The organism is Microbacterium sp. NPDC090014 (genome assembly GCF_044748285.1).
Lineage (GTDB): Bacteria > Actinomycetota > Actinomycetes > Actinomycetales > Microbacteriaceae > Microbacterium.
This window is the reverse complement of sequence record NZ_JBIVFS010000002.1, coordinates 286,050-305,383: the sequence shown is the minus strand read 5'-3', so window position 1 is coordinate 305,383 and position 19,334 is coordinate 286,050. Positions and strand designations below refer to the sequence as shown.

Genomic DNA, 19,334 nt, shown 5'->3' with positions numbered 1-19,334 from the left:
GCGGAGATCGCGCATCGAGTCGCCGATTACGATCGAAGGACCGCCCCTGCAGGAAGGTCGCTCATGCCCGTCACCCCGGACGCTCTCGCCCACGCCGAGGATCTCGCCGACTTCGTCGCCGCCTCGCCTTCGAGCTATCACGCCGCCGCCGAGGTGGCCAGGCGCCTCGAGGATGCCGGTTTCGCGCGTCTCGAAGAGGATCAGGCCTGGGATGTCGCCCCCGGCGGACGCTATGTCGTCGTGCGAGACGGTGCCGCGATCGCGTGGACGGTTCCGGGGGACGCCACCGCGACCACGCCCGCTCACATCCTGGGTGCTCACACCGACTCCCCCGGCTTCAAGCTCAAGCCGCAGCCGACGACCGGTTCGAGGGGCTGGCTGCAGGCGGCCGTCGAGGTGTACGGCGGTCCGCTGCTGAGCTCGTGGCTCGACCGCGAGCTGCGTCTCGCCGGACGGCTGGCCCTCGCCGACGGACGCGTGGTGCTCGCCGACACGGGAGCGCTGCTGCGGCTTCCCCAGCTCGCGATCCACCTCGACCGCGAGGCGAACACGGGCCTCGCGCTCGACAAGCAGTTCCAGACGCAGCCGGTCTGGGGCCTCGGCGACCCGACCCAGGAGGACATCCTGGCCGAGCTCGCCGGTTCGGCCGGCGTCTCGGCATCCGACATCCGCGGTTACGACGTCGTGATCGCCGACACAGCGCGCGGCGCGATCTTCGGCAAGGACCGCGCGTTCTTCGCTTCCGGCCGACTCGACGACCTCGCCTCGGTGCACGCCGGCGTCGTCGCGCTCGAGAAGATCGATACGGCCGTCAGCGGACCGATCGCGATCCTCGCGGCGTTCGACCATGAAGAACTGGGCTCCAACTCCCGCTCCGGCGCGGGCGGCCCCCTGCTCGAAGACATCCTCGGCCGCGTCTACGACGCGCTCGGCGCCGACGCCTCCGAGCGTCGACGCGCGTTCTCCGCGTCGTGGTGCCTGTCGAGCGACGTGGGCCACTCGGTGCACCCGAACTACGTGCACAAGCACGACCCCGTCGTGCAGCCGGTGCTCGGCTCGGGACCGATCCTCAAGCTCAACGCCAACCAGCGCTACGCGACGGATGCCGTCGGCTCCGCCGCCTGGCGCGGCTGGTGCGAGACCGCCGACGTGGTCACGCAGGAGTTCGTGTCGAACAACAACGTGCCGTGCGGCTCGACGATCGGCCCGATCACGGCCACGCGTCTCGGCATCCGCACGGTCGACGTCGGCATCCCGATCCTGTCGATGCACTCGGCGCGCGAGCTCGCCGGCGTCTCGGACCTGCACGACCTCACCCGCGTCGCCGGAGCTTTCTTCGCCGGCTGAGCCCTGCCGACGCCCTCGCGGGCCCTGCGCAGTGCCAGGATGATGGCATGACGGACATCAAGCCTGCTCTCATCGAGCGCGCGGGCATCGAGATCATCCCCGAATCCGAGCGCACCGCGAAGCCGAGCGACCTCTTCTGGCCGTGGTTCGCGGCGAACGTCTCGGTGTTCGGCATGTCGTACGGCTCGTTCGTGCTGGGCTTCGGCATCTCGTTCTGGCAGGCGACCCTCGTGTCGATCATCGGCATCGTCGTGTCGTTCCTGCTGTGCGGACTGATCGCGATCGCCGGCAAGCGCGGTTCGGCGCCCACCATGGTGCTGTCCCGTGCGGCGTTCGGCGTGCAGGGGCAGAAGGTTCCGGGCATCGTCTCGTGGCTGACGTCGATCGGCTGGGAGACGTTCCTCGCGATCATGGCCGTGCTCGCCACGGCCACCGTCATCACGCAGCTCGGCGGTGACGGCGACAGCATCGCGCTGAAGATCACCGCCACCGTGATCGTCGCCGCGCTCATCGTCGCGGCATCCGTGCTCGGCTATCACACGATCATGAAGCTGCAGTCGGTGCTCACCTGGGTCACCGGCATCGTGACGGTGCTCTACATCGTCCTCGCCGCTCCGAGCATCGACATGGCGGCCGTCCTCGCGCGTCCGGACGGCGGGATCGGCCAGGTCACCGGCGCTCTCGTCATGGTCATGACCGGCTTCGGCCTCGGCTGGATCAACATCGCCGCCGACTGGTCGCGGTACCAGAAGCGCACGGCATCCGACGGAGCGATCGTCCTGTGGAACACGATCGGCGGCTCGGTGGCTCCTGTGGTCCTCGTGATCTTCGGTCTGCTGCTCGCCGGATCCGACGACGAGCTCAGCGCGGCGATCGCCGCCGACCCGATCGGCGCGCTCGCGACGATCCTGCCCATCTGGGTGCTCGTTCCGTTCCTGCTCACCGCCGTGCTGGCGCTCGTCTCCGGCGCGGTGCTGGGCATCTACTCCTCGGGCCTCACGCTGCTGAGCCTCGGCATCCGCATCCCCCGCCCGTCCGCGGCGGCGATCGACGGCGTGATCCTCACGATCGGCACGATCTACGTGGTGTTCTTCGCGACCGACTTCCTCGGTCCGTTCCAGAGCTTCCTCATCACGCTGGGCGTGCCGCTGGCGTCATGGGCCGGCATCCTGATCGCCGACATCCTGCGCCGCAAGAAGGACTACGACGACGAGGCGCTCTTCGACAGCCGCGGCCGCTACGGCGCGTGGGACTGGATCTCGATCGGCACGATGGTGATCGCGAGCGTGATCGGCTGGGGCTTCGTGCTCAACGGATTCGCGGATGCGGCGCCGTGGAACAACTGGCAGGGCTACCTCCTCGGCCTCGTCGGGGGTGTCGACGGCGACTGGGCCTATGCCAACCTCGGGGTCTTCTTCGCCCTCGTGCTGTCGTTCGTCGTGACCTGGTTCGCCCGGGCCGGAAAGATCCGCGCGCAGGAGGCCTCGGCGTGAGCGACGGTCCCTGGCTGATCGTGATCGACCCTCAGCAGATCTTCGCGTCGCCCGGATCTGCGTGGGGATCGCCGTTCTTCGCCGACACGATGCCGCGCATCCGCGAGCTGGCCACGGCTTTCGGCGACCGCGTGATCGTCACGCGCTGGATGCCGACGGCAGACCGCTCGACCTCGTGGGGCGCCTACTTCGCCGCGTGGCCGTTCGCCGACCAGCCGCCGACGGATCCACTGTTCGACCTCGTCCCCGACGCGGCCGGGCTGTCGCCGCATCCGACTCTCGACCTGCCGACCTTCGGCAAGTGGGGCACAGAGATCGAGGCGGTCGTCGGCCGAAGGGCGCACGTCGTGCTGACGGGTGTCGCGACCGACTGCTGCGTCATCTCGACCGCACTGGCCGCAGCGGATGCCGGAGCGCACGTCACCGTGGTCGGCGACGCCTGCGCGGGATCGACGGCGGAGAATCATGCGGCCGCGATGCAGGTGATGGGTCTCTACCCGCCGCAGATCACGATCAGCGACACCGCCTCCGTGCTGTCGAGGCTCTAGCTCTCCGCGCGCACCGCGGCCGCGATGTCGGCGGGCGACCCCCGCCACGGAGCTCCGTGCCCGGGCAGCACCCATGATGCCGACACGGCAGCCAGCCTGTCGAGAGACGCGATGGCCTCGGTCGGCTCATCCGTGAACGGCGCGGGCTGAGGACCGACCTGCCCCGTCAGCACATGGCGCGTGGTGAGGGCGTCGCCGACGAACACCGCGTCCGCTGCGGGAATGTGCACCGCGATGCTGCCCGGCGAGTGTCCCGGCATGCCGATGATGACCGGAGATCCCGGCAGGTCGAGGACCTCGCCGTCGGCGACCGTCATGACGTCGGTGACATGGCGCGTGCGCAGCCCGTTCTTGCGCACGCCGTACGCGAGAAAGCCGAGCAGTGGACCGACGCGAGCGGGTCCCATCGGGGTCTTCGGCTTCTCACCCGTGCGCATGCGGTGCGCGTCTGCGCTATGGATGAAGATCGGCACGTCTGCTTCGCTGCGCAGCCGCTCGGCGAACCCGATGTGGTCGCTGTCGCCGTGGGTCAGGACGAGACCCCGGATGTCGGAGAGCGGGCGCCCCAGTTCTGCGAGGGTGCGCTGCAGATCGTTCCAGTGGCCGGGCAGCCCGGCGTCGACGAGCGTGATCCCCTCGGGCAGATCGATGAGGTATGACGCGACGATGTCGTTGCCGAGTCGATGCAGGTGCGGTGCGAGCTTCATGGCCGTTCCCTTCGCGGTGGCTTATGATGGCTAGACTACGTAGCTATCATAGCTAATGTCAATAGCCATGAAGGAGACCCGGATGCCGACCCCCGAACGAACCTCGCTGGCGGCCATCATCGACGCCGGTCGCGACATCCTCGAGTCCGCCGGACCCGCGGGACTCACCATGCAGGCGGTCGCCGAGCGGGTGGGCGTCCGCGCACCTTCCCTCTACAAGCGAATCCGCGATCGTGACGCTCTGCTCTCCGCAGTGGCGGAGGCCTCGGCCGACGCGCTGACGGTCAGGCTCGACGCGGCAGGCGACGAGCTCCCCCTCCTCGCCATCGCATACCGCACCTTCGCGCACGAGCGCCCGCACGCGTTCCGCCTGCTGTTCACCGCCTCCGCGCCCGAAGACGCCCTGCACCGGACGTCTGTTCCGGTGCTGCGCTCATGCGCCGCTCTCGTCGGGCCGGATCGGGCGCTCGATGCGGCCCGGCTCTTCACCTCCTGGGCGACAGGGTTCCTGCAGATGGAACTCGCCGGAGCCTTCCGTCTGGGCGGCGACGTCGACGAGGCGTTCGACTACGCGGTGGAGCGCATACTCGCGGGACTGACCGCCTGAGAGGTCGGAGCACCCGCCCCGGCGGCCTGCCGATCTCGCCGCTCGGCGAGCGGCTGCGCCGAAGAGCAACCGGAATACTGCCAAGATGATGCGCGGAGAGGGGTTTCCATGACGGCGAGCACGCACGACGACGGATCCGTCCACCCGAAGGGTCGTCGCCCCTGGCATCGCACGAAGGTGGCGGTCGGAATCGTACTGATCGTCGTCGCCGTGGTGGCGATCATCGGCGCGCTCACCCCCTGGCCGTCCGCGATGGTCATTCGCGCGGTGTTCACCCGGGGCGGCGACGAGACTGCCGCCGAGATGGACAAGCACGTGCCCGACACCGAACTCACCGAGAAGCTCGATCTCGCGTATGCGGACGGAGGCGCCGACACCACGATGGACGTCTTCACACCGGCATCCGCCACGGGCCCGCTTCCGACCGTCGTCTGGATTCACGGCGGCGCCTGGATCTCGGGATCGAAGGAGAACGTCGACCCGTACATGCGGATCCTCGCTGCGGAGGGCTACACGACCATCGCCGTGAACTACACGATCGGACCCGAAGGGGTGTATCCGCTCGCCGTGCACCAGCTCAACGACGCGCTCGCCTACATCGACGCGCACGCCGACGAGCTGGGCGTCGACCCGACCCAGATCGTGCTCGCGGGCGACTCCGCCGGAGGTCAGCTGGCCAGTCAGATGGCGACGCTCATCACGAGCCCCGACTACGCCGAGATCATGGACGTCACCCCGGCGCTCGAGGCCGAGCAGGTGGTGGCGACCGTGCTGAACTGCGGCGTCTACGACCTGGCCGCACTCGCGACGCTCGACGGCATCGCCGGTTGGGGGCTGAAGACCTCGATGTGGGCGTACTCAGGCACCAAGACCTGGGCCGAGGACTCGACCGGTGCCACGATGTCGACGATCGACTGGGTCACCGAGGACTTCCCGACGACCTACATCTCGGGCGGCAACGGCGACGGTCTCACCTGGCTGCAGTCGATCCCCATGGCCCAGCGGCTCGACGCGCTCGGCGTCGACGTGACGACCCTCTTCTGGCCTGCGCCGCACGAGCCGCAGCTGCCCCACGAATACCAGTTCCATCTCGACATGCCGGATGCGCAGACGGCCCTGCAGAAGACCATCGACTTCCTGGACGCGCACACCACCCGCTGACGGGGCGGGGTCGGCGTGGGCCGTCTTTCGTGTCCCGCTGCCTACTTCATCGTGTCGAGGATGCCGACGAGGTCGTCGAACGTGGTGAGCGGATTGAGGATCGCGAAGCGGGTGTTCGGTCGGCCCCCGTGCGAGCTCGGCACGACGAACGCACGCTGCGAGTCGAGGAGCTCGTCGGACCACCGGTCGTAGTCGCCGCGTTCCCAGCCCTCGCGTTCGAAGACGACGACCGACAGCTGGGGGTCGCGCACGAGACGGAGCTCGGGCCGCGCGGCGATCTCGGTGGCGATCCGCTGCGTCAGAGCGAGCGTCGCGCTCACGGCCTCGCGATACGCCGTCACCCCGTACGTCGCGAGCGAGAACCAGAGCGGCAACCCCCGGGGGCGCCGGGTGAGCTGGATCGAGTAGTCCGACGGGCTGAAGTCGCCCGCGTCGGTGAGCGTGTCGAGGTATTCGGCGTGCTGGGTGTGCGCGCGACGACCCGCATCGGGGTCACGGTAGATCAGCGCGCAGCAGTCGAAGGGCGCGAACAGCCACTTGTGCGGATCGACGATCACCGAGTCGGCTCGCTCCACCCCGGCGAAGACACCCCGGGCCTCGGGGGCCAGCATGGCGGTCAGCCCGTACGCGCCGTCGATGTGCAGCCAGAAGTCGAACTCGTCCTTCAGCGCGGCGATGCCGGCGATGTCGTCGACGATGCCGAAGTTGGTCGAGCCGCCGGTGGCGACCACCGCGCAGATCTCGTCGCCGTGCTCGGCGAGTGCGTCGCGCACCGCGTCCGCCCTCAGCACGCCGTCGTCTCCGGCCGGCACGAGCAGCACGTCGGCGTCCATGACCTTCGCCGCCGACTTGTTCGAGGAGTGCGCCTCGACGCTGCACACGATCTTCCAGCGACGAGGCAGCTCCTTGCCCGCGTCGAGCAGCTTCGCCTTCGCCGCCTCGCGCGCCGCGACGAGTGCCGACAGGTTGCCGATCGTGCCGCCCTGCACGAACACCCCGCCCGCGGTGTCGGGAAGGCCGAACTCGGAGGCGAGGAACGACAGCACCTCGTTCTCGGCATGCACGGCTCCTGCGCCCTCAAGCCAGCTGCCGCCATAGAGGCCGGATGCCGAGACCACGAGGTCGAACGCGATCGACGCGATGGTCGGCGCCGTCGGGATGAACGACAGATACGCCGGGTGGCTCGTCGTCAGGCAGGCGGGAGCGAGGATGTGCTCGAACACGCTGAGCGCCCGCTGCGATCCGAGACCCGCATCGGTGATCGTCGTGCCGACCAGACGGTCGAGCTCGGCGGGCGACTGGGGCTTGTCGAGCGGCACATCGGCCGCGAGCATCCGCCGGCGCGAGTAGTCGAGCACTGCATCGACGATCGCCGTCGATTCGGCCGAGGCCGCGTGCATGCGTTCTGCTCCCATGAGCTGTCCTTACCTGAGGGTTTCTGCGGGCTGTGCGGGCTGTGCTGCCCGTCGTGCTGCGCCGGGCTCGAGATCGTCCGACACCGGAACGGAGGGCTCCGGAACGTCCGTCACGGGGACATCGAGCACGGCGGAGAGGGTGCGGCGAGCGAGTGCCGCCCGATCGCGCGGCGCCCAGTGCACGAGCGAGTGGGCGCTCATCCCGTCGACCATGGCGAGCAGCATCCACGCCGACGAATCGGGATCGACCCGCACTGCCGGATCTTCGGCGATCGCCCGGGCGATGAGGTCTTCGAGGGCGCTGTGCCAGAGGTCCATCTCGGTGCGCACCCGGGTGCCGAGCGCCTCGTTGCGGGCTCCGAGCGCCCACGACTGCACCCACACCATCGCCACGTCGTCGCGCGAGTCGTCGAGCAGCGTCTCGATGAGACGCAGCAGATTCGTGCGCAGGTCGACAGTCGGGTCGTAGGAGGAGATGACCTCTTCGCGCTCGGCCGCGACGATCGTCGTGAAGACCTCGGCGACGAACGACTCCATCACGGGCCGGTAGTGGGCGACGAGAGCGGGTGTGACGCCGACCCGCGCAGCGACGGCGCGCACGGTGAGGGCCTCGAGGCCGCTCTCCGAGGCGAGCGATACGGCGCCGTCGAGGATCGAGCGTTCGCGCTCCTCCGGCGGCAGCCTGCGCGGTGCGGCGGCTCTTGACGTGGTCTTCATCACGGGTTACCGTATCACTCGTTGATCGCGTGTTCAATAGCGACGGCGACTCTCGTTGCCGAGGTCGTGATCAGCAGCGAGGGAGACAACCATGGCCTGGCACATGCCCGCCGAGACCGCACCGCACGACCGCACCTGGATGGCGTTCCCCGCCGAGGGGCCGACGCTCGGCGAGACGGCGGCCGAGCGCGACGAGGGCTACGAGACCTGGACCGCCGTCGCCCATGCGGTCGCCGAGTTCGAGCCGGTCACGATGATCGTCGACCCGGCGGAGATCGCCCGCGCCCGGCGGATGCTCAGCGGTGCCATCGACATCGTCGAGGCGCCGGTCGACGAGTTCTGGATGCGCGACTCCGGGCCGACGTTCGTCATCGACGACGAGCGACCCGGCGTGCTCGGCGCGGTGGACTGGATCTTCAACGGGTGGGGCGCACCGGCCTGGGCGCAGTGGCAGAAGGCGGCGCAGCACGCGCGCATCATCGGCGGGGCCGTCGACGCCGAGCTCGTGAGCTCGACCCTCGTCAACGAGGGCGGCGGAATCCACGTCGACGGCGAGGGCACCGTGCTGCTCACCGAGACCGTGCAGCTCGATCCGCGCCGCAACCCCTACGCCGACAAGGCCCGCGTCGAGGCCGAGATGGCCCGCACTCTCGGCACCTCGAAGGCCGTGTGGCTGCCCCGGGGCCTCACCCGCGACTACGACGACTTCGGCACGAACGGCCACGTCGACATCGTGGCGACGATCGTCTCCCCCGGTCGGCTGCTGCTGCACGATCAGCAGGATCCCGCGCACCCCGACCACGAGGTCACCCGCGAGCTGCGCGCGCACCTCGGCGATCAGACCGATGCCGCCGGTCGCCGCTTCGAGATCGTCGACCTGCCCGCGCCCGCGACCCTGCGCGACGGCGAGGGGTTCGTGGACTGGAGCTACGTCAACCATCTGGTCACCAACGACGGCGTCGTCGCGTGCGGGTTCGGCGACGAGAAGGCCGATGCCGCCGCGAGGGCCATCCTCGCCGACGTCTATCCCGGCCGCCGGGTCGTCACCGTCGACGCGCGCCCGCTGTTCGACCGCGGCGGCGGCATCCACTGCATCACCCAGCAGCAGCCGAGTGTGGGGGTGTTCGCATGATCGACGTGGTCGAGGCCTCGATCGCCGACCTGCGGCGAGCGCTGGAGACGGGCGCTGCCACCTCCGTCGAACTGGTCGACGCCTACCTCGCGCGCATCGCCGCCTACGACGGCCCCGATACGGACACGGCTCTGAACGCGATCGTCGTCGCGAATCCCGAGGCGCGCACGGAGGCCGAGACATCGGACGCGAGACGTGCCCGTGGCGAGACGCGGGGGCCGCTCGACGGTATCCCTTACACGGCGAAAGACAGTTATCTCGTGCGAGGGCTCACGGCGGCCGCCGGCAGCCCCGCCTTCGCCGACCTCGTCGCGCAGCGCGACGCGTTCACGATCGAGCGCCTGCGGTCGGGAGGCGCGATCTGCCTCGGGCTGACCAACATGCCGCCGATGGCGAACGGCGGCATGCAGCGCGGCGTCTACGGCCGCGCCGAGAGCCCCTACAACGCCGACTTCCTCACCGCGCCCTTCGCCTCCGGGTCGTCGAACGGCTCGGGCACGGCGACGGCTGCCAGCTTCGGCGCGTTCGGTCTGGGCGAGGAGACCTGGTCGAGCGGTCGTGGCCCGGCCACGAACAACGCCCTGTGCGCCTACACGCCCTCGCGAGGCGTCATCTCGACGCGGGGCAACTGGCCGCTCGTGCCGACGATGGATGTCGTCGTGCCGCACACCCGCACGATGGCCGATCTGCTGGAGGTGCTCGAGGTGATCGTCGCCGACGACGCCGAGGTCCGCGGCGATTTCTGGCGCGCACAGCCCTGGGTGTCGCTGCCGCAGTCCTCCGAGGTCCGCCCCGCGTCGTACCGCGCGCTCTCCACCGATGCGGCGGCAGCTCTCGACGGCGCTCGCATCGGAATCCCGCGCATGTACATCAACGCCGACTCCGACGCGGGCACCGCCGACGATGCGGGCATCGGCGGCCCGACCGGCCGGCGCATCGCGACGCGTCCGTCCGTGATCGACCGGTGGCAGGCGGCCCGACGGAGCCTCGAGGCGGCCGGCGCGACGGTCGTCGACGTGGACTTCCCGGTGGTGTCGAACTACGAGGGCGATCGACCCGGCGCCCCGACCATCGCCACCCGCGGGCTCGTCACGCCGGAGTACCTGCACCGCGAGATCGTCGACCTGTCGGCCTGGGCCTGGGAGGATTTCCTGCAGGCGAACGGCGACCCGCGGCTGCACACTCTCGCGGAGGTCGACGGGGCATCGATCTTCCCCCACCCTGAGGGTGCGCTGCCCGACCGCTACACCGGCTTCGACGACGACATCGCCGAGTACCCGGAATGGGTGCGCGAGAACCCCGGCGTCGGATTCGAGGACATGCCCGAGCTGCCGGACGGCCTCCGCGGACTCGAGGAGACCCGCCGGGTCGACCTCGAGCAGTGGATGGACGAGCTCGAGCTCGACGCGGTCGTCTTCCCCGCGGTGGCCGACGTCGGGCCGGCTGACATGGATGTGAACGAGTCATCCGCCGACCTCGGCTGGCGCAACGGCACCTGGATCGCGAACGGCAACCTGACCATCCGTCATCTCGGCATTCCGACCGTGACGGTGCCGATGGGTCTGATGGCCGACATCGGCATGCCGATCGGCCTGACGTTCGCCGGCCGCGCCTACGACGACTCGTCGCTGCTGCGACTCGCGGCCGGGTTCGAAGCCGTCGGCGCACCCGGCGAGCGGCGTACTCCCCCGCTGCGCACGCCGAGGCTCTGACCTCGGCGGAGCCGGTCCCACCGCGCGACATTTCACTATTGTGACGCTCGTTACGATTGTTATATGTTCTTCCTGTCCGTCACGACAGGAAGCGACCCATGAGCACCGAGAACAACGAGCGCGAGCTCGAGGCCGGCATCGTCACCGATCTGTCCGGACGCATGACGTACGGGTCGTATCTGTCGCTCGACCAGCTGCTCACCGCCCAGAATCCCGTCAGCGTCCCGGAGCACCATGATGAGCTGCTGTTCATCATCCAGCACCAGACGACCGAGCTCTGGCTCAAGCAGCTGCTGCACGAGCTGTCGTCCGCACGCCAGCTGCTCGCGAGCGACGACCTCCGCGAGGCGCTGAAGAGGGTCGCGCGGGTCAAGCGCATCCAGGACGTCATGACCCAGCAGTGGGCGATCCTCGCGACGCTCACGCCCACCGAATACGCGCAGTTCCGCGGAGCGCTCGGCAATTCCTCCGGCTTCCAGTCGGTGCAGTACCGCGCCGTCGAGTTCGCGCTGGGCAACAAGAACGAGAAGATGCTGAGCGTCTTCAGCGACCACCCCGCGAACCTCGCGCTGCTCACCGCCGAATGGCACAAGCCGACGCTCTATGACGAGTTCCTGCGCTACGCCTCGCGACGCGGCCTCCCGATCCCGACCGAGATCCTCGACCGGGACGTGCGTCTCCCCTACCGCGAGACGCCCGCACTCGTGCCGGCCATCCGCGAGATCTACCAGAACCACCAGCAGCACTGGGATCTGTATGAAGCGTGCGAAGACCTCGTCGACCTCGAGGACAACTTCCAGTTCTGGCGCTTCCGTCATCTCAAGACCGTCGCGCGCACGATCGGCATGAAGGTCGGCACCGGCGGCTCGAGCGGAGTCGGATTCCTGCAGCGCGCCCTCGACCTGACGTTCTTCCCCGAGCTCTACACCGTGCGCACCGAGATCGGCGGCTGATGCACGCGGCGACCTTCTTCGACGGCGAAGGATGGCGCGACGGCATCATCGACCGCGACGGCGAGCGGATGCGACTCCGTGCCGAGCCTCCCGCCCGCGATCTGCCCCGTCTGGTCGGCGTGGTCATCGGCGGCTTCACCGACCACCACGTGCACCTTCAGCTCGTCGACCACACGCTGCTCGCGAGCTCGACCCTGGGCCGCGTGGTCGACCTCGGGGCGGACCCGGCAGTCATCGAAGCGCTGTCCCGGGCATCGGCGCTCCACGACTCCGGAGATCTGCGCCACACCATCCCGGATTCTGCGGATGTCAGCCGAGCCGACGCGGGGATGCCGGAGTTCCGGCGAACCGACGCCTCGCACCGTGTCCAGGTCGACTTCGCCGGCGCATTCCTCACTCCCGTCGGCGGGTACCCGAGTGACCGCGACTGGGCCCCCACAGGATCCTTCCGCGAGATCACGGACGCAGAGACGGCGCGCGCGGCCGTCACCGCGATGGCGGATGCCGGGGCATCCTGCATCAAGGTGGCGAGCAACGCCACCGCGGGCCCCGTCTTCGACGACGACCTGTTCCGCACGATCGTCGACGCCGCCTCGGCCCGCGGGCTGTCCGTGGTCGCCCATGCCGAGGGACCGGGCCAGGCGCAGCGCGCCGCTCGCCTCGGGGCCGCCCGTCTCGCCCATGCACCGTTCACCGAACGGCTCGCCGACGACGAGATCGCCCGACAGGCGGCATCCGTCTCGTGGATCTCGACGCTCGCGATCCACGATGCAGACAGCGACGAGCGAGCCACCGCGGTCGACAACGTCCGCCGCTTCCACGCCGCCGGCGGAGTGGTGCTCTACGGCACCGATATGGGCAACGGTCCGACGCCCGTGGGCCTGAACCCCGCCGAGCTCGCAGCGCTCCGCGAGGCAGGAATCGCGGGCGATGACCTCCTGCGCGCTCTCGCGCCGCTGGACCCGCTCGATTCCGCCGTTCTGCTCCTGAGACTCCCCGGCACCGCCGCCGACCCGACACTCGCCCGCCCGCTGACCAGCGCCGATCTGAAGGCATGACATGACCGACTCACCCGAGACCACGACCGCCGCTCCGACCGCCGACAGCACCCTCCTCGACCTCGCGCAGGCTCTCGACGCGGCCGATCCGCTGCACTCGCACCTCTCCGCCTTCGCCGAAGCGCCCGGCGTCGGCGCCTACCTCGACGGCAACTCGCTCGGCCGGCCCCTGAAGGACACCCCCGAGAAGCTCGCCGCATTCGTGCGCGACGACTGGGGCACCCGCCTGATCCGCTCGTGGGACGAGCAGTGGATGGCCCTTCCGATGGAGCTCGGCGATCGTATCGGACGTGTCACCCTCGGCGCCGCCGCGGGTCAGACCATGGTCGCCGACTCGACCAGCGTGCTGATCTACAAGCTGATGCGCGCGGCCGCCACCGCCGACCCCTCGCGCACCGAGCTCGTCATCGAGGCGGGCAACTTCCCGACCGACCGGTTCATGGCCGAGGGCGTCGCCGCCGAGACCGGCATGACGGTGCGGTGGATCGAGCCCGATCCGGTGCTCGGGGTGCAGATGGCCGATGTGGTCGCTGCGATCTCTGCGAAGACGGCGCTCGTGTCGCTGAGCCACGTCGACTACCGCTCCGGCGCCCTCGCCGATATGCCGGCGATCACCACCGCGGTGCACGAGGTCGGCGCGCTGATGATGTGGGATCTGTGCCACTCGGCCGGCGTGATCCCCATGCAGCTCGACGACTGGGGCGTCGACATGGCCGTCGGGTGCACCTACAAGTACCTCAACGGCGGCCCTGGCTCCCCCGCGTTCGCCTACCTGCGGCGCGAGCATCAGGGCGTGCTGCGCCAGCCGATCCAGGGGTGGTGGAGCGCCGCCGACATCTTCGCGATGGGTCCGCAGTACGAGCCGGCCGGCGACATCCGTCAGCTGCTCAGCGGCACTCCCCCGATCACCTCGATGCTCGCGATGCAGGGCATGCTCGACCTCATCGAGCAGGCGTCGGTCGAGGCGATCCGTGAGAAGTCGCTCTCGCTCACCGATTTCGCGGTCCGCGCCCACGACGAGGTGCTCGCGCCTCTCGGCGTGCGCCTGCTCAGCACCCGCGACGCCGCACAGCGCGGAAGCCACGTGACCATCGGCCACCCCGACTTCCGCGCGGTGACGCAGCGACTGTGGGCCGACGGCATCATCCCCGACTTCCGCTTCCCCGACGGCATCCGTCTGGGGCTCTCCCCTCTCAGCACGTCGTATGTCGAGACGCTCACCGGCGTCCTCGCCGTGCGCGACGCACTGGAGTCGCATGACCGCTGACCGCGCAGAGGCGACCACAGGCCCCGTGCTCGATGACATCGATGCGCGCCCCGGCAGCACCGCCTCCCTCTTGCGCACTCTGGTCGGGCTGTATCTGCGACCTCTCGGCGGCTGGATCTCGACGGCCGACCTGGTCGCCCTCGCCGGCGATCTCGGGATCCCCACGGCGCAGGCGCGCACCGGCGTCACCCGTCTCAAGCAGAAGGGGCTGCTGCTCGCCGAGCGCAGGCACGCGGCCGGGTATCTGCTGAATCCGGATGCCGCGACGATGCTCGAGCGCGGCGATCGGCGCATCTTCGAGATGCGCGAGATGACGGATGCCGACAGCTGGTGCCTCATCTCGTTCTCGATGCCCGAGAGCGCGCGAGCCACCCGGCACCAGCTTCGCCGTCGCCTGCAGTGGATCGGGGCGGGTGTCGTCTCGCCTGCGCTGTGGATCTGTCCGGGGCATCTGCAGGGCGAGGTGCAGGAGATCGTCGACGACCTCGAAGCGAGCGAGTGGGTGACCCTGTTCCAGGCCGGCACGCCGACGACGGCCCGCACACTGCCCGCGGCCGCCGCCGACTGGTGGGACCTCGAGTCGCTGCGCGCCGAGCACCTCGCGTTCCAGGCCTCGCTCGCGACGCTGCCCACCGCGCCGTTCGCCGCGTATGTGCAGCTGCTCGACCGCTGGCGAGTGCTGCCCTACGTCGATCCGGGGCTGCCGCCGTCGATGCTGCCGGCCGAGTGGCCCGGTCGGCGCAGCGTCGCCGAGTTCCAGAGGCTGTCGACAGAGCTGTCGGATGCCGCGTGGCGGCGTGTGCGCGACGTCACGCGACACCCCGCGGCCGGAAGCTCCGCGACCGGCGCCGAGCTCACCGCGGCGGGGCGGTCGTAGCCCGCACCACCAGCCGCGTCGGCAGGATCACGTGCATCTCGTCGACCTCCTGCCCCGCGAGCAGCGTGAACACCATGTCAGCCGCGACCGCGCCGAGTCGCCGCATCGGCTGCTGGATGGTCGTGAGCGGCAGCGCCCTTCTGGTGGCCTCCGGCACGTCGTCGAATCCGATCACCGACAGATCGTCGGGCACCCGCAGACCGAGCTCGTGGGCGACATCGATGACCGCGATCGCGGAGAGGTCGTTGGCGGCGAAGATCGCCGTGGGACGCGAGTCGCCGCTCAGCATGATGCGAGCGGATTCCCTCGTCGCGTCGAGCTCGTAGCGACCGACACCGATGAGCGACGGATCGAGGGGGATCCCCGCGTCCGATAGAGCCCTGCGATACCCGGCGTCGCGCAGCCCGGCGGAGCGCAGGTCGGGGCGACCGGCGAGGAAGCCGATGCGGCGGTGGCCCAGTTCGATGAGGTGTCTGGTCGCGACGAGCGCGCCTCCGAAGCTGTCCGACTCGACCGTGGGCAGGTCGGCCCGGCCCGTGTGCGGGTCGATCGCGACGACGGGGATCTCGGTGCCGGCGCTGACGACCGTGGGCGTGACCATGATCGCGGCGTCGATCAGCGTGCCGGAGAGCCTGCTCAGGGATCGGCGTTCCCATCCGTCGCCCGCGCCGAGGTGGGAGCCGCTGTACGCGAGCAGATCGAAGGAGGTGTCGTGCACGGCCGAGCCGACGCCCTTCAGGATCTCGGCGCTGAAGGGTTCGAAGTCCGCCAGCAGCACGCCGATCACACCGGTGCGCCGCGCGCGCATGCTGCTCGCCACGAGGCTCGACTCGTAGCCGAGCTCCTTCACCGCGTCGAGTACGCGCTGCACCGTGGCATCCGCGATCCCGTACCGACCGTTCACCGCCTTCGAGACGGTCGACACAGACACTCCCGCCGCTTTCGCGACGTCATGGATCGTCGTGCGTGCCCCCATGAGACGCCAGCGTAGTCTCCCGCCGATCGCGATGGAAACTGTTTTCGAAAACGTTTGACGATCGAGCGCGTCCGCCGGAGACTCATGCCACTGCGGTCTCACCAGAGTGTCCGCAGGCGCCCCGCAGTGACGCGGCGCGCAACTCGATGAGGAGAACGATCACATGAACAGCAGAAGGCTCCCCCTCGCCTCCGCAGTCACGGTCCTGGCCGTCGGAGCGCTCGCGCTCTCGGGCTGCACCGCGGACTCGTCCGGCTCCGGAGACGGCGGCGACACCAGCATGACCCTGTGGCACAACTCGACGACGGGCCCCGGAGTGGAGTTCTGGGAACAGACCGTCGCGGATTTCGAGAAGGACAACCCGGGCGTCACGATCGACATCCAGTCGATTCAGAACGAGGATCTCGACGGCAAGCTGCAGACCGCCCTCAACTCCGGCGACGCCCCCGACATCTTCCTGCAGCGCGGTGGCGGCAAGATGGCGGCGATGGTCAAAGCCGGCCAGCTCAAGGACCTCACCGACGCCATCGACGGCCCGGCCGCCGACGAGATCCCCGATGCGTCGTACTCGGCGAACAGCCTTGACGGCAAGATCTACGCCATGCCCGTCGCCGTGCTGCCCGGCGGCCTCTTCTACAGCCAGGACCTCTTCGACCAGGCCGGCATCACCGAGAACCCGACGACCCTCGAGGAGCTCGAGGTCGCCACCGAGGCGCTGAAGGCAGAAGGGATCGACCCGATCGCACTCGGCGCCAAGGACGCCTGGCCCGCCGCGCACTGGTACTACTGGCTGGCGCTGCGCGAATGCAGCTCGGACACCCTCGCCGCCGCGGCGGACGAGATGGACTTCAGCGACGACTGCTGGGTGCGTGCCGGTGAGGACCTGCAGGCGTTCGCCGAGACCGAGCCCTTCAACTCCGGATTCCTGACGACTCCCGCACAGCAGGGCGCGGGCAGCTCGGCCGGCCTCATCGCGAACCACCAGGCCGCCATGGAGCTCATGGGCGCCTGGAACCCCGGCGTGATCGGCTCCCTCACCCCTGATCAGAAGCCGCTGGCCGACCTCAGCTGGTTCCCGTTCCCCGAGGTCGAGGGCGGAGACGGCGAACCCGGCTCCATGATGGGTGGCGTCGACGGCTACTCGTGCTCGATGGATGCACCGGACGCCTGCGTCGACTTCCTGAACTACATCGGCACCTCGGACGTGCAGACCGCGTACTACAAGGCGTTCAACGCCCCGCCCGTCAACACGGTCGCTCAGGAGGCCGTCACCGAGCCCTACCTGCAGACGATCCTCGAGGCGTACAACGCTGCCCCCTACGCGACGCAGTGGCTCGACACCGTCTACGGCCAGAACGTGGGCAACGCGCTGAACGTCGCCGTGGTCGACCTGCTCGCCGGCAACAGCAGCGCGGAAGACCTCGTCAAGGCTGTGCAGGATGCCGCAGCGAAAGCGTGACACGCGTGCCCGGCTGGAAGTGATCCTTCTGGCCGGGCCCGCCCTGCTCGTGTTCCTCGCCTTCGTCATCTTCCCGGTGCTGATGGCGGCGTACTACGGGTTCTTCAGCTGGCAGGGCTACGGCCCTCCCACCGACTTCGTCGGGCTGAAGAACTACCTCACGATCCTCCAGGACCCGCTGTTCCACGACGCGCTCGCGCACAACGGGTTCATCCTGGTGTTCTCCCTCGTGCTCCAGGGCCCGATCGCCATCGTGCTGGCGCTGCTGCTCAACCGCAAGATGCGCGGCCAGTCGCTGATCCGCGTGCTGATCTTCGTCCCGTACGTGATCTCCGAGGTCGTCGTGGGCACGGGGTGGAGCCTGATGCTGCAGACCAACGGCGCGATCAACGCGATGCTGACGAACATGGGCCTCGGGTTCCTCGCCACCGACTGGCTGTCGGATCCCGGCATCGCGATCTGGACGCTGATGGCCATCATCACGTGGAAGTACATCGGCTTCGCGGTCATCCTGTTCCTCGCAGGCCTCCAGGGCATCCCGGAGGAGCTGCACGAGGCGGCGGCGATCGACGGCGCGTCCTACTGGCAGATCCAGTGGCGCATCACTCTGCCGCTCCTGGCGCCGACTCTGCGCATCTGGGCGTTCCTGTCGATCATCGGCTCACTGCAGCTGTTCGACCTCGTCTACATCATCTGGGGCCAGTACATCGCGTCCACCGCGGGTACGTCGACCATGGCGACCTACATGGTCTCCGAAGGCCGCAACGCCGGCAACTACGGCTACGGCAACGCGGTCGCGGTCGTCCTGTTCCTCATCTCGCTCGTGGTCGCTCTCATCTATCAGCGTGCGGTGCTGCGCAAGGACACCGACGGCGCCCTCACGGGTGCCTCGGGTCGCAAGCGCGGCTCCCGGTCGCGCGCGTCGCAGGATGCCGTCCCGCAGGATGCCGTCGCAGACGCAGACGCCGACTCCGGTGCAGACGCCACCACACAGAAGGAGTACGTCCGATGACCGCCACCTCGGTGCTCGTCACCCAGCGACCCGCACGTCTCGGACGCCCGGGTCGAACCGCCACGCCGAAGCTCCCGTGGGCGCATCCGACCGTGTACTTCGTCGCGCTGATCGCCGTCGGACTGATGCTCGCGCCCATCGCGTACATCATCACCGGCGGGTTCCGCACGAACGCGCAGATCACGACCGCCCCGTCGGGGTTCCCGTCTCCCTGGGTGGTGTCGAACTACCTCGACGTCCTCACCGGCGACGTGTTCTGGCGGCTCGTGGGCAACTCGACGATCGTCGCCCTCGCGACCACCGTGGGCACCGTCGCTCTCGCGCTGATGGCGGCATACGTGCTCGCTCGATACCGGTTCGCCGGTCGCGGCGTGCTCTACGCCTTCTTCGCCGCGGGCCTGATGTTCCCGCTGACCGTGGCGATCACGCCGCTGTACATCGTGGTGCGCAGTCTCGGGCTGATGAACTCGCTCGGCGGAGTGATCCTGCCGCAGATCGCCTTCGCCCTGCCGACGACCATCATCATCCTCGTGCCGTTCCTCCGGGCGATCCCTGATGAGATCGAGGAGGCCGCGTTCATCGACGGATGCAGCCGCATCGGGTTCTTCTGGCGGATGGTGCTGCCGCTCTCCCTGCCGGGAGTGATCACCACCGGCATCCTGGCGTTCATCGGCAGCTGGAACGGCTATCTGCTGCCGCTGTTCATCCTCAACGACGCCTCGGCGTTCACCTTGCCGCTCGGCGTGCAGTCGTTCGCCTCGCAGTACTCGGTCGACACCGCGAAAGTGCTGGCATTCACCTCCCTGTCGATGATCCCTGCGCTGATCTTCTTCAGCCTGTTCGAACGGCGGATCGTGGGAGGGCTGACCGGTGCTGTCAAGGGCTGACACGGT

At 69.2% G+C, this 19,334-nt stretch carries 18 protein-coding genes; 14 read left to right on the top strand and 4 right to left on the bottom strand.

Annotation, left to right across the window (positions count from 1 at the left end; genetic code table 11):
* The first annotated feature begins 63 nt into the window (after positions 1-63).
* The 3 genes from ACIPV5_RS14865 to ACIPV5_RS14855 are packed head-to-tail and all read left to right on the top strand — an operon-like array spanning position 64 to position 3,388.
* Positions 64-1,347, top strand: coding sequence for a M18 family aminopeptidase (locus ACIPV5_RS14865; RefSeq protein ID WP_394194593.1), 1,284 nt, complete (start codon positions 64-66; stop codon positions 1,345-1,347).
* A gap of 47 nt (positions 1,348-1,394) precedes the next feature.
* Positions 1,395-2,840, top strand: coding sequence for a purine-cytosine permease family protein (locus ACIPV5_RS14860; protein WP_400341652.1), 1,446 nt, complete (start codon positions 1,395-1,397; stop codon positions 2,838-2,840).
* Positions 2,837-3,388 (top strand): cysteine hydrolase family protein, encoded by a 552-nt coding sequence (locus tag ACIPV5_RS14855; protein ID WP_400341650.1) that lies wholly within the window; start codon positions 2,837-2,839, stop codon positions 3,386-3,388. Before ACIPV5_RS14860 ends, ACIPV5_RS14855 begins: the two co-directional genes overlap by 4 nt.
* Here ACIPV5_RS14855 and ACIPV5_RS14850 read toward each other — a convergent pair.
* Complete coding sequence (locus ACIPV5_RS14850) at positions 3,385-4,095, bottom strand: MBL fold metallo-hydrolase (RefSeq protein WP_400341648.1); 711 nt, start codon at positions 4,093-4,095, stop codon at positions 3,385-3,387. The genes ACIPV5_RS14855 and ACIPV5_RS14850 overlap by 4 nt on opposite strands.
* A gap of 82 nt (positions 4,096-4,177) precedes the next feature.
* On the opposite strand from ACIPV5_RS14850, the gene ACIPV5_RS14845 reads away from it, so the two are divergent.
* Together ACIPV5_RS14845 and ACIPV5_RS14840 are read left to right on the top strand one after the other, a co-directional pair.
* Complete coding sequence (locus tag ACIPV5_RS14845; protein WP_400341646.1) at positions 4,178-4,702, top strand: TetR/AcrR family transcriptional regulator; 525 nt, start codon at positions 4,178-4,180, stop codon at positions 4,700-4,702.
* A gap of 108 nt (positions 4,703-4,810) precedes the next feature.
* Positions 4,811-5,863: an alpha/beta hydrolase gene (locus tag ACIPV5_RS14840; RefSeq protein WP_400341644.1), complete on the top strand. Its 1,053-nt coding sequence runs from the start codon at positions 4,811-4,813 to the stop codon at positions 5,861-5,863.
* A gap of 41 nt (positions 5,864-5,904) precedes the next feature.
* Here the strand turns inward: ACIPV5_RS14840 and ACIPV5_RS14835 are convergent, their stop codons facing one another.
* Complete coding sequence (locus ACIPV5_RS14835; RefSeq protein WP_400341642.1) at positions 5,905-7,278, bottom strand: pyridoxal phosphate-dependent decarboxylase family protein; 1,374 nt, start codon at positions 7,276-7,278, stop codon at positions 5,905-5,907.
* Positions 7,279-7,287: 9 nt separating this feature from the next.
* Complete coding sequence (locus ACIPV5_RS14830) at positions 7,288-7,995, bottom strand: TetR/AcrR family transcriptional regulator (RefSeq protein WP_053097600.1); 708 nt, start codon at positions 7,993-7,995, stop codon at positions 7,288-7,290.
* A 91-nt stretch (positions 7,996-8,086) separates the two neighbouring features.
* On the opposite strand from ACIPV5_RS14830, the gene ACIPV5_RS14825 reads away from it, so the two are divergent.
* The 6 genes from ACIPV5_RS14825 (at position 8,087) to ACIPV5_RS14800 (ending at position 14,994) form a co-directional block, all read left to right on the top strand.
* A complete protein-coding gene (locus ACIPV5_RS14825; RefSeq protein ID WP_400341640.1) occupies positions 8,087-9,127 on the top strand; it encodes an agmatine/peptidylarginine deiminase in 1,041 nt (346 codons plus the stop codon).
* Complete coding sequence (locus ACIPV5_RS14820) at positions 9,124-10,839, top strand: amidase (RefSeq protein WP_400341638.1); 1,716 nt, start codon at positions 9,124-9,126, stop codon at positions 10,837-10,839. Before ACIPV5_RS14825 ends, ACIPV5_RS14820 begins: the two co-directional genes overlap by 4 nt.
* A 98-nt stretch (positions 10,840-10,937) precedes the next feature.
* Entirely contained in the window at positions 10,938-11,792 is an 855-nt protein-coding gene (locus ACIPV5_RS14815; protein ID WP_053097603.1) for a tryptophan 2,3-dioxygenase, read from the top strand.
* Entirely contained in the window at positions 11,792-12,850 is a 1,059-nt protein-coding gene (locus ACIPV5_RS14810) for a hydrolase (protein ID WP_400341636.1), read from the top strand. Before ACIPV5_RS14815 ends, ACIPV5_RS14810 begins: the two co-directional genes overlap by 1 nt.
* Before the next feature lies 1 nt (position 12,851).
* On the top strand, positions 12,852-14,117 hold the full coding sequence (locus tag ACIPV5_RS14805; RefSeq protein ID WP_400341634.1) for a kynureninase: 1,266 nt from the start codon (positions 12,852-12,854) through the stop codon (positions 14,115-14,117).
* A complete protein-coding gene (locus tag ACIPV5_RS14800; RefSeq protein WP_400341632.1) occupies positions 14,107-14,994 on the top strand; it encodes a PaaX family transcriptional regulator C-terminal domain-containing protein in 888 nt (295 codons plus the stop codon). Before ACIPV5_RS14805 ends, ACIPV5_RS14800 begins: the two co-directional genes overlap by 11 nt.
* Here the strand turns inward: ACIPV5_RS14800 and ACIPV5_RS14795 are convergent.
* Positions 14,972-15,970 (bottom strand): LacI family DNA-binding transcriptional regulator, encoded by a 999-nt coding sequence (locus tag ACIPV5_RS14795; RefSeq protein WP_053097606.1) that lies wholly within the window; start codon positions 15,968-15,970, stop codon positions 14,972-14,974. The genes ACIPV5_RS14800 and ACIPV5_RS14795 overlap by 23 nt on opposite strands.
* A 163-nt stretch (positions 15,971-16,133) precedes the next feature.
* Here ACIPV5_RS14795 and ACIPV5_RS14790 point away from each other — a divergent pair, with 163 nt between their 5' ends.
* From ACIPV5_RS14790 to ACIPV5_RS14780, 3 genes are read left to right on the top strand one after another with little or no spacing between them, the layout of a single operon-like run.
* On the top strand, positions 16,134-17,429 hold the full coding sequence (locus ACIPV5_RS14790; protein ID WP_400341629.1) for an ABC transporter substrate-binding protein: 1,296 nt from the start codon (positions 16,134-16,136) through the stop codon (positions 17,427-17,429).
* Positions 17,410-18,441, top strand: a complete 1,032-nt coding sequence (locus ACIPV5_RS14785) for a carbohydrate ABC transporter permease (RefSeq protein ID WP_400341627.1) — start codon at positions 17,410-17,412, stop codon at positions 18,439-18,441. Before ACIPV5_RS14790 ends, ACIPV5_RS14785 begins: the two co-directional genes overlap by 20 nt.
* Positions 18,438-19,328 (top strand): carbohydrate ABC transporter permease, encoded by an 891-nt coding sequence (locus tag ACIPV5_RS14780; protein ID WP_400341625.1) that lies wholly within the window; start codon positions 18,438-18,440, stop codon positions 19,326-19,328. Before ACIPV5_RS14785 ends, ACIPV5_RS14780 begins: the two co-directional genes overlap by 4 nt.
* Positions 19,329-19,334 lie beyond the last annotated feature (6 nt).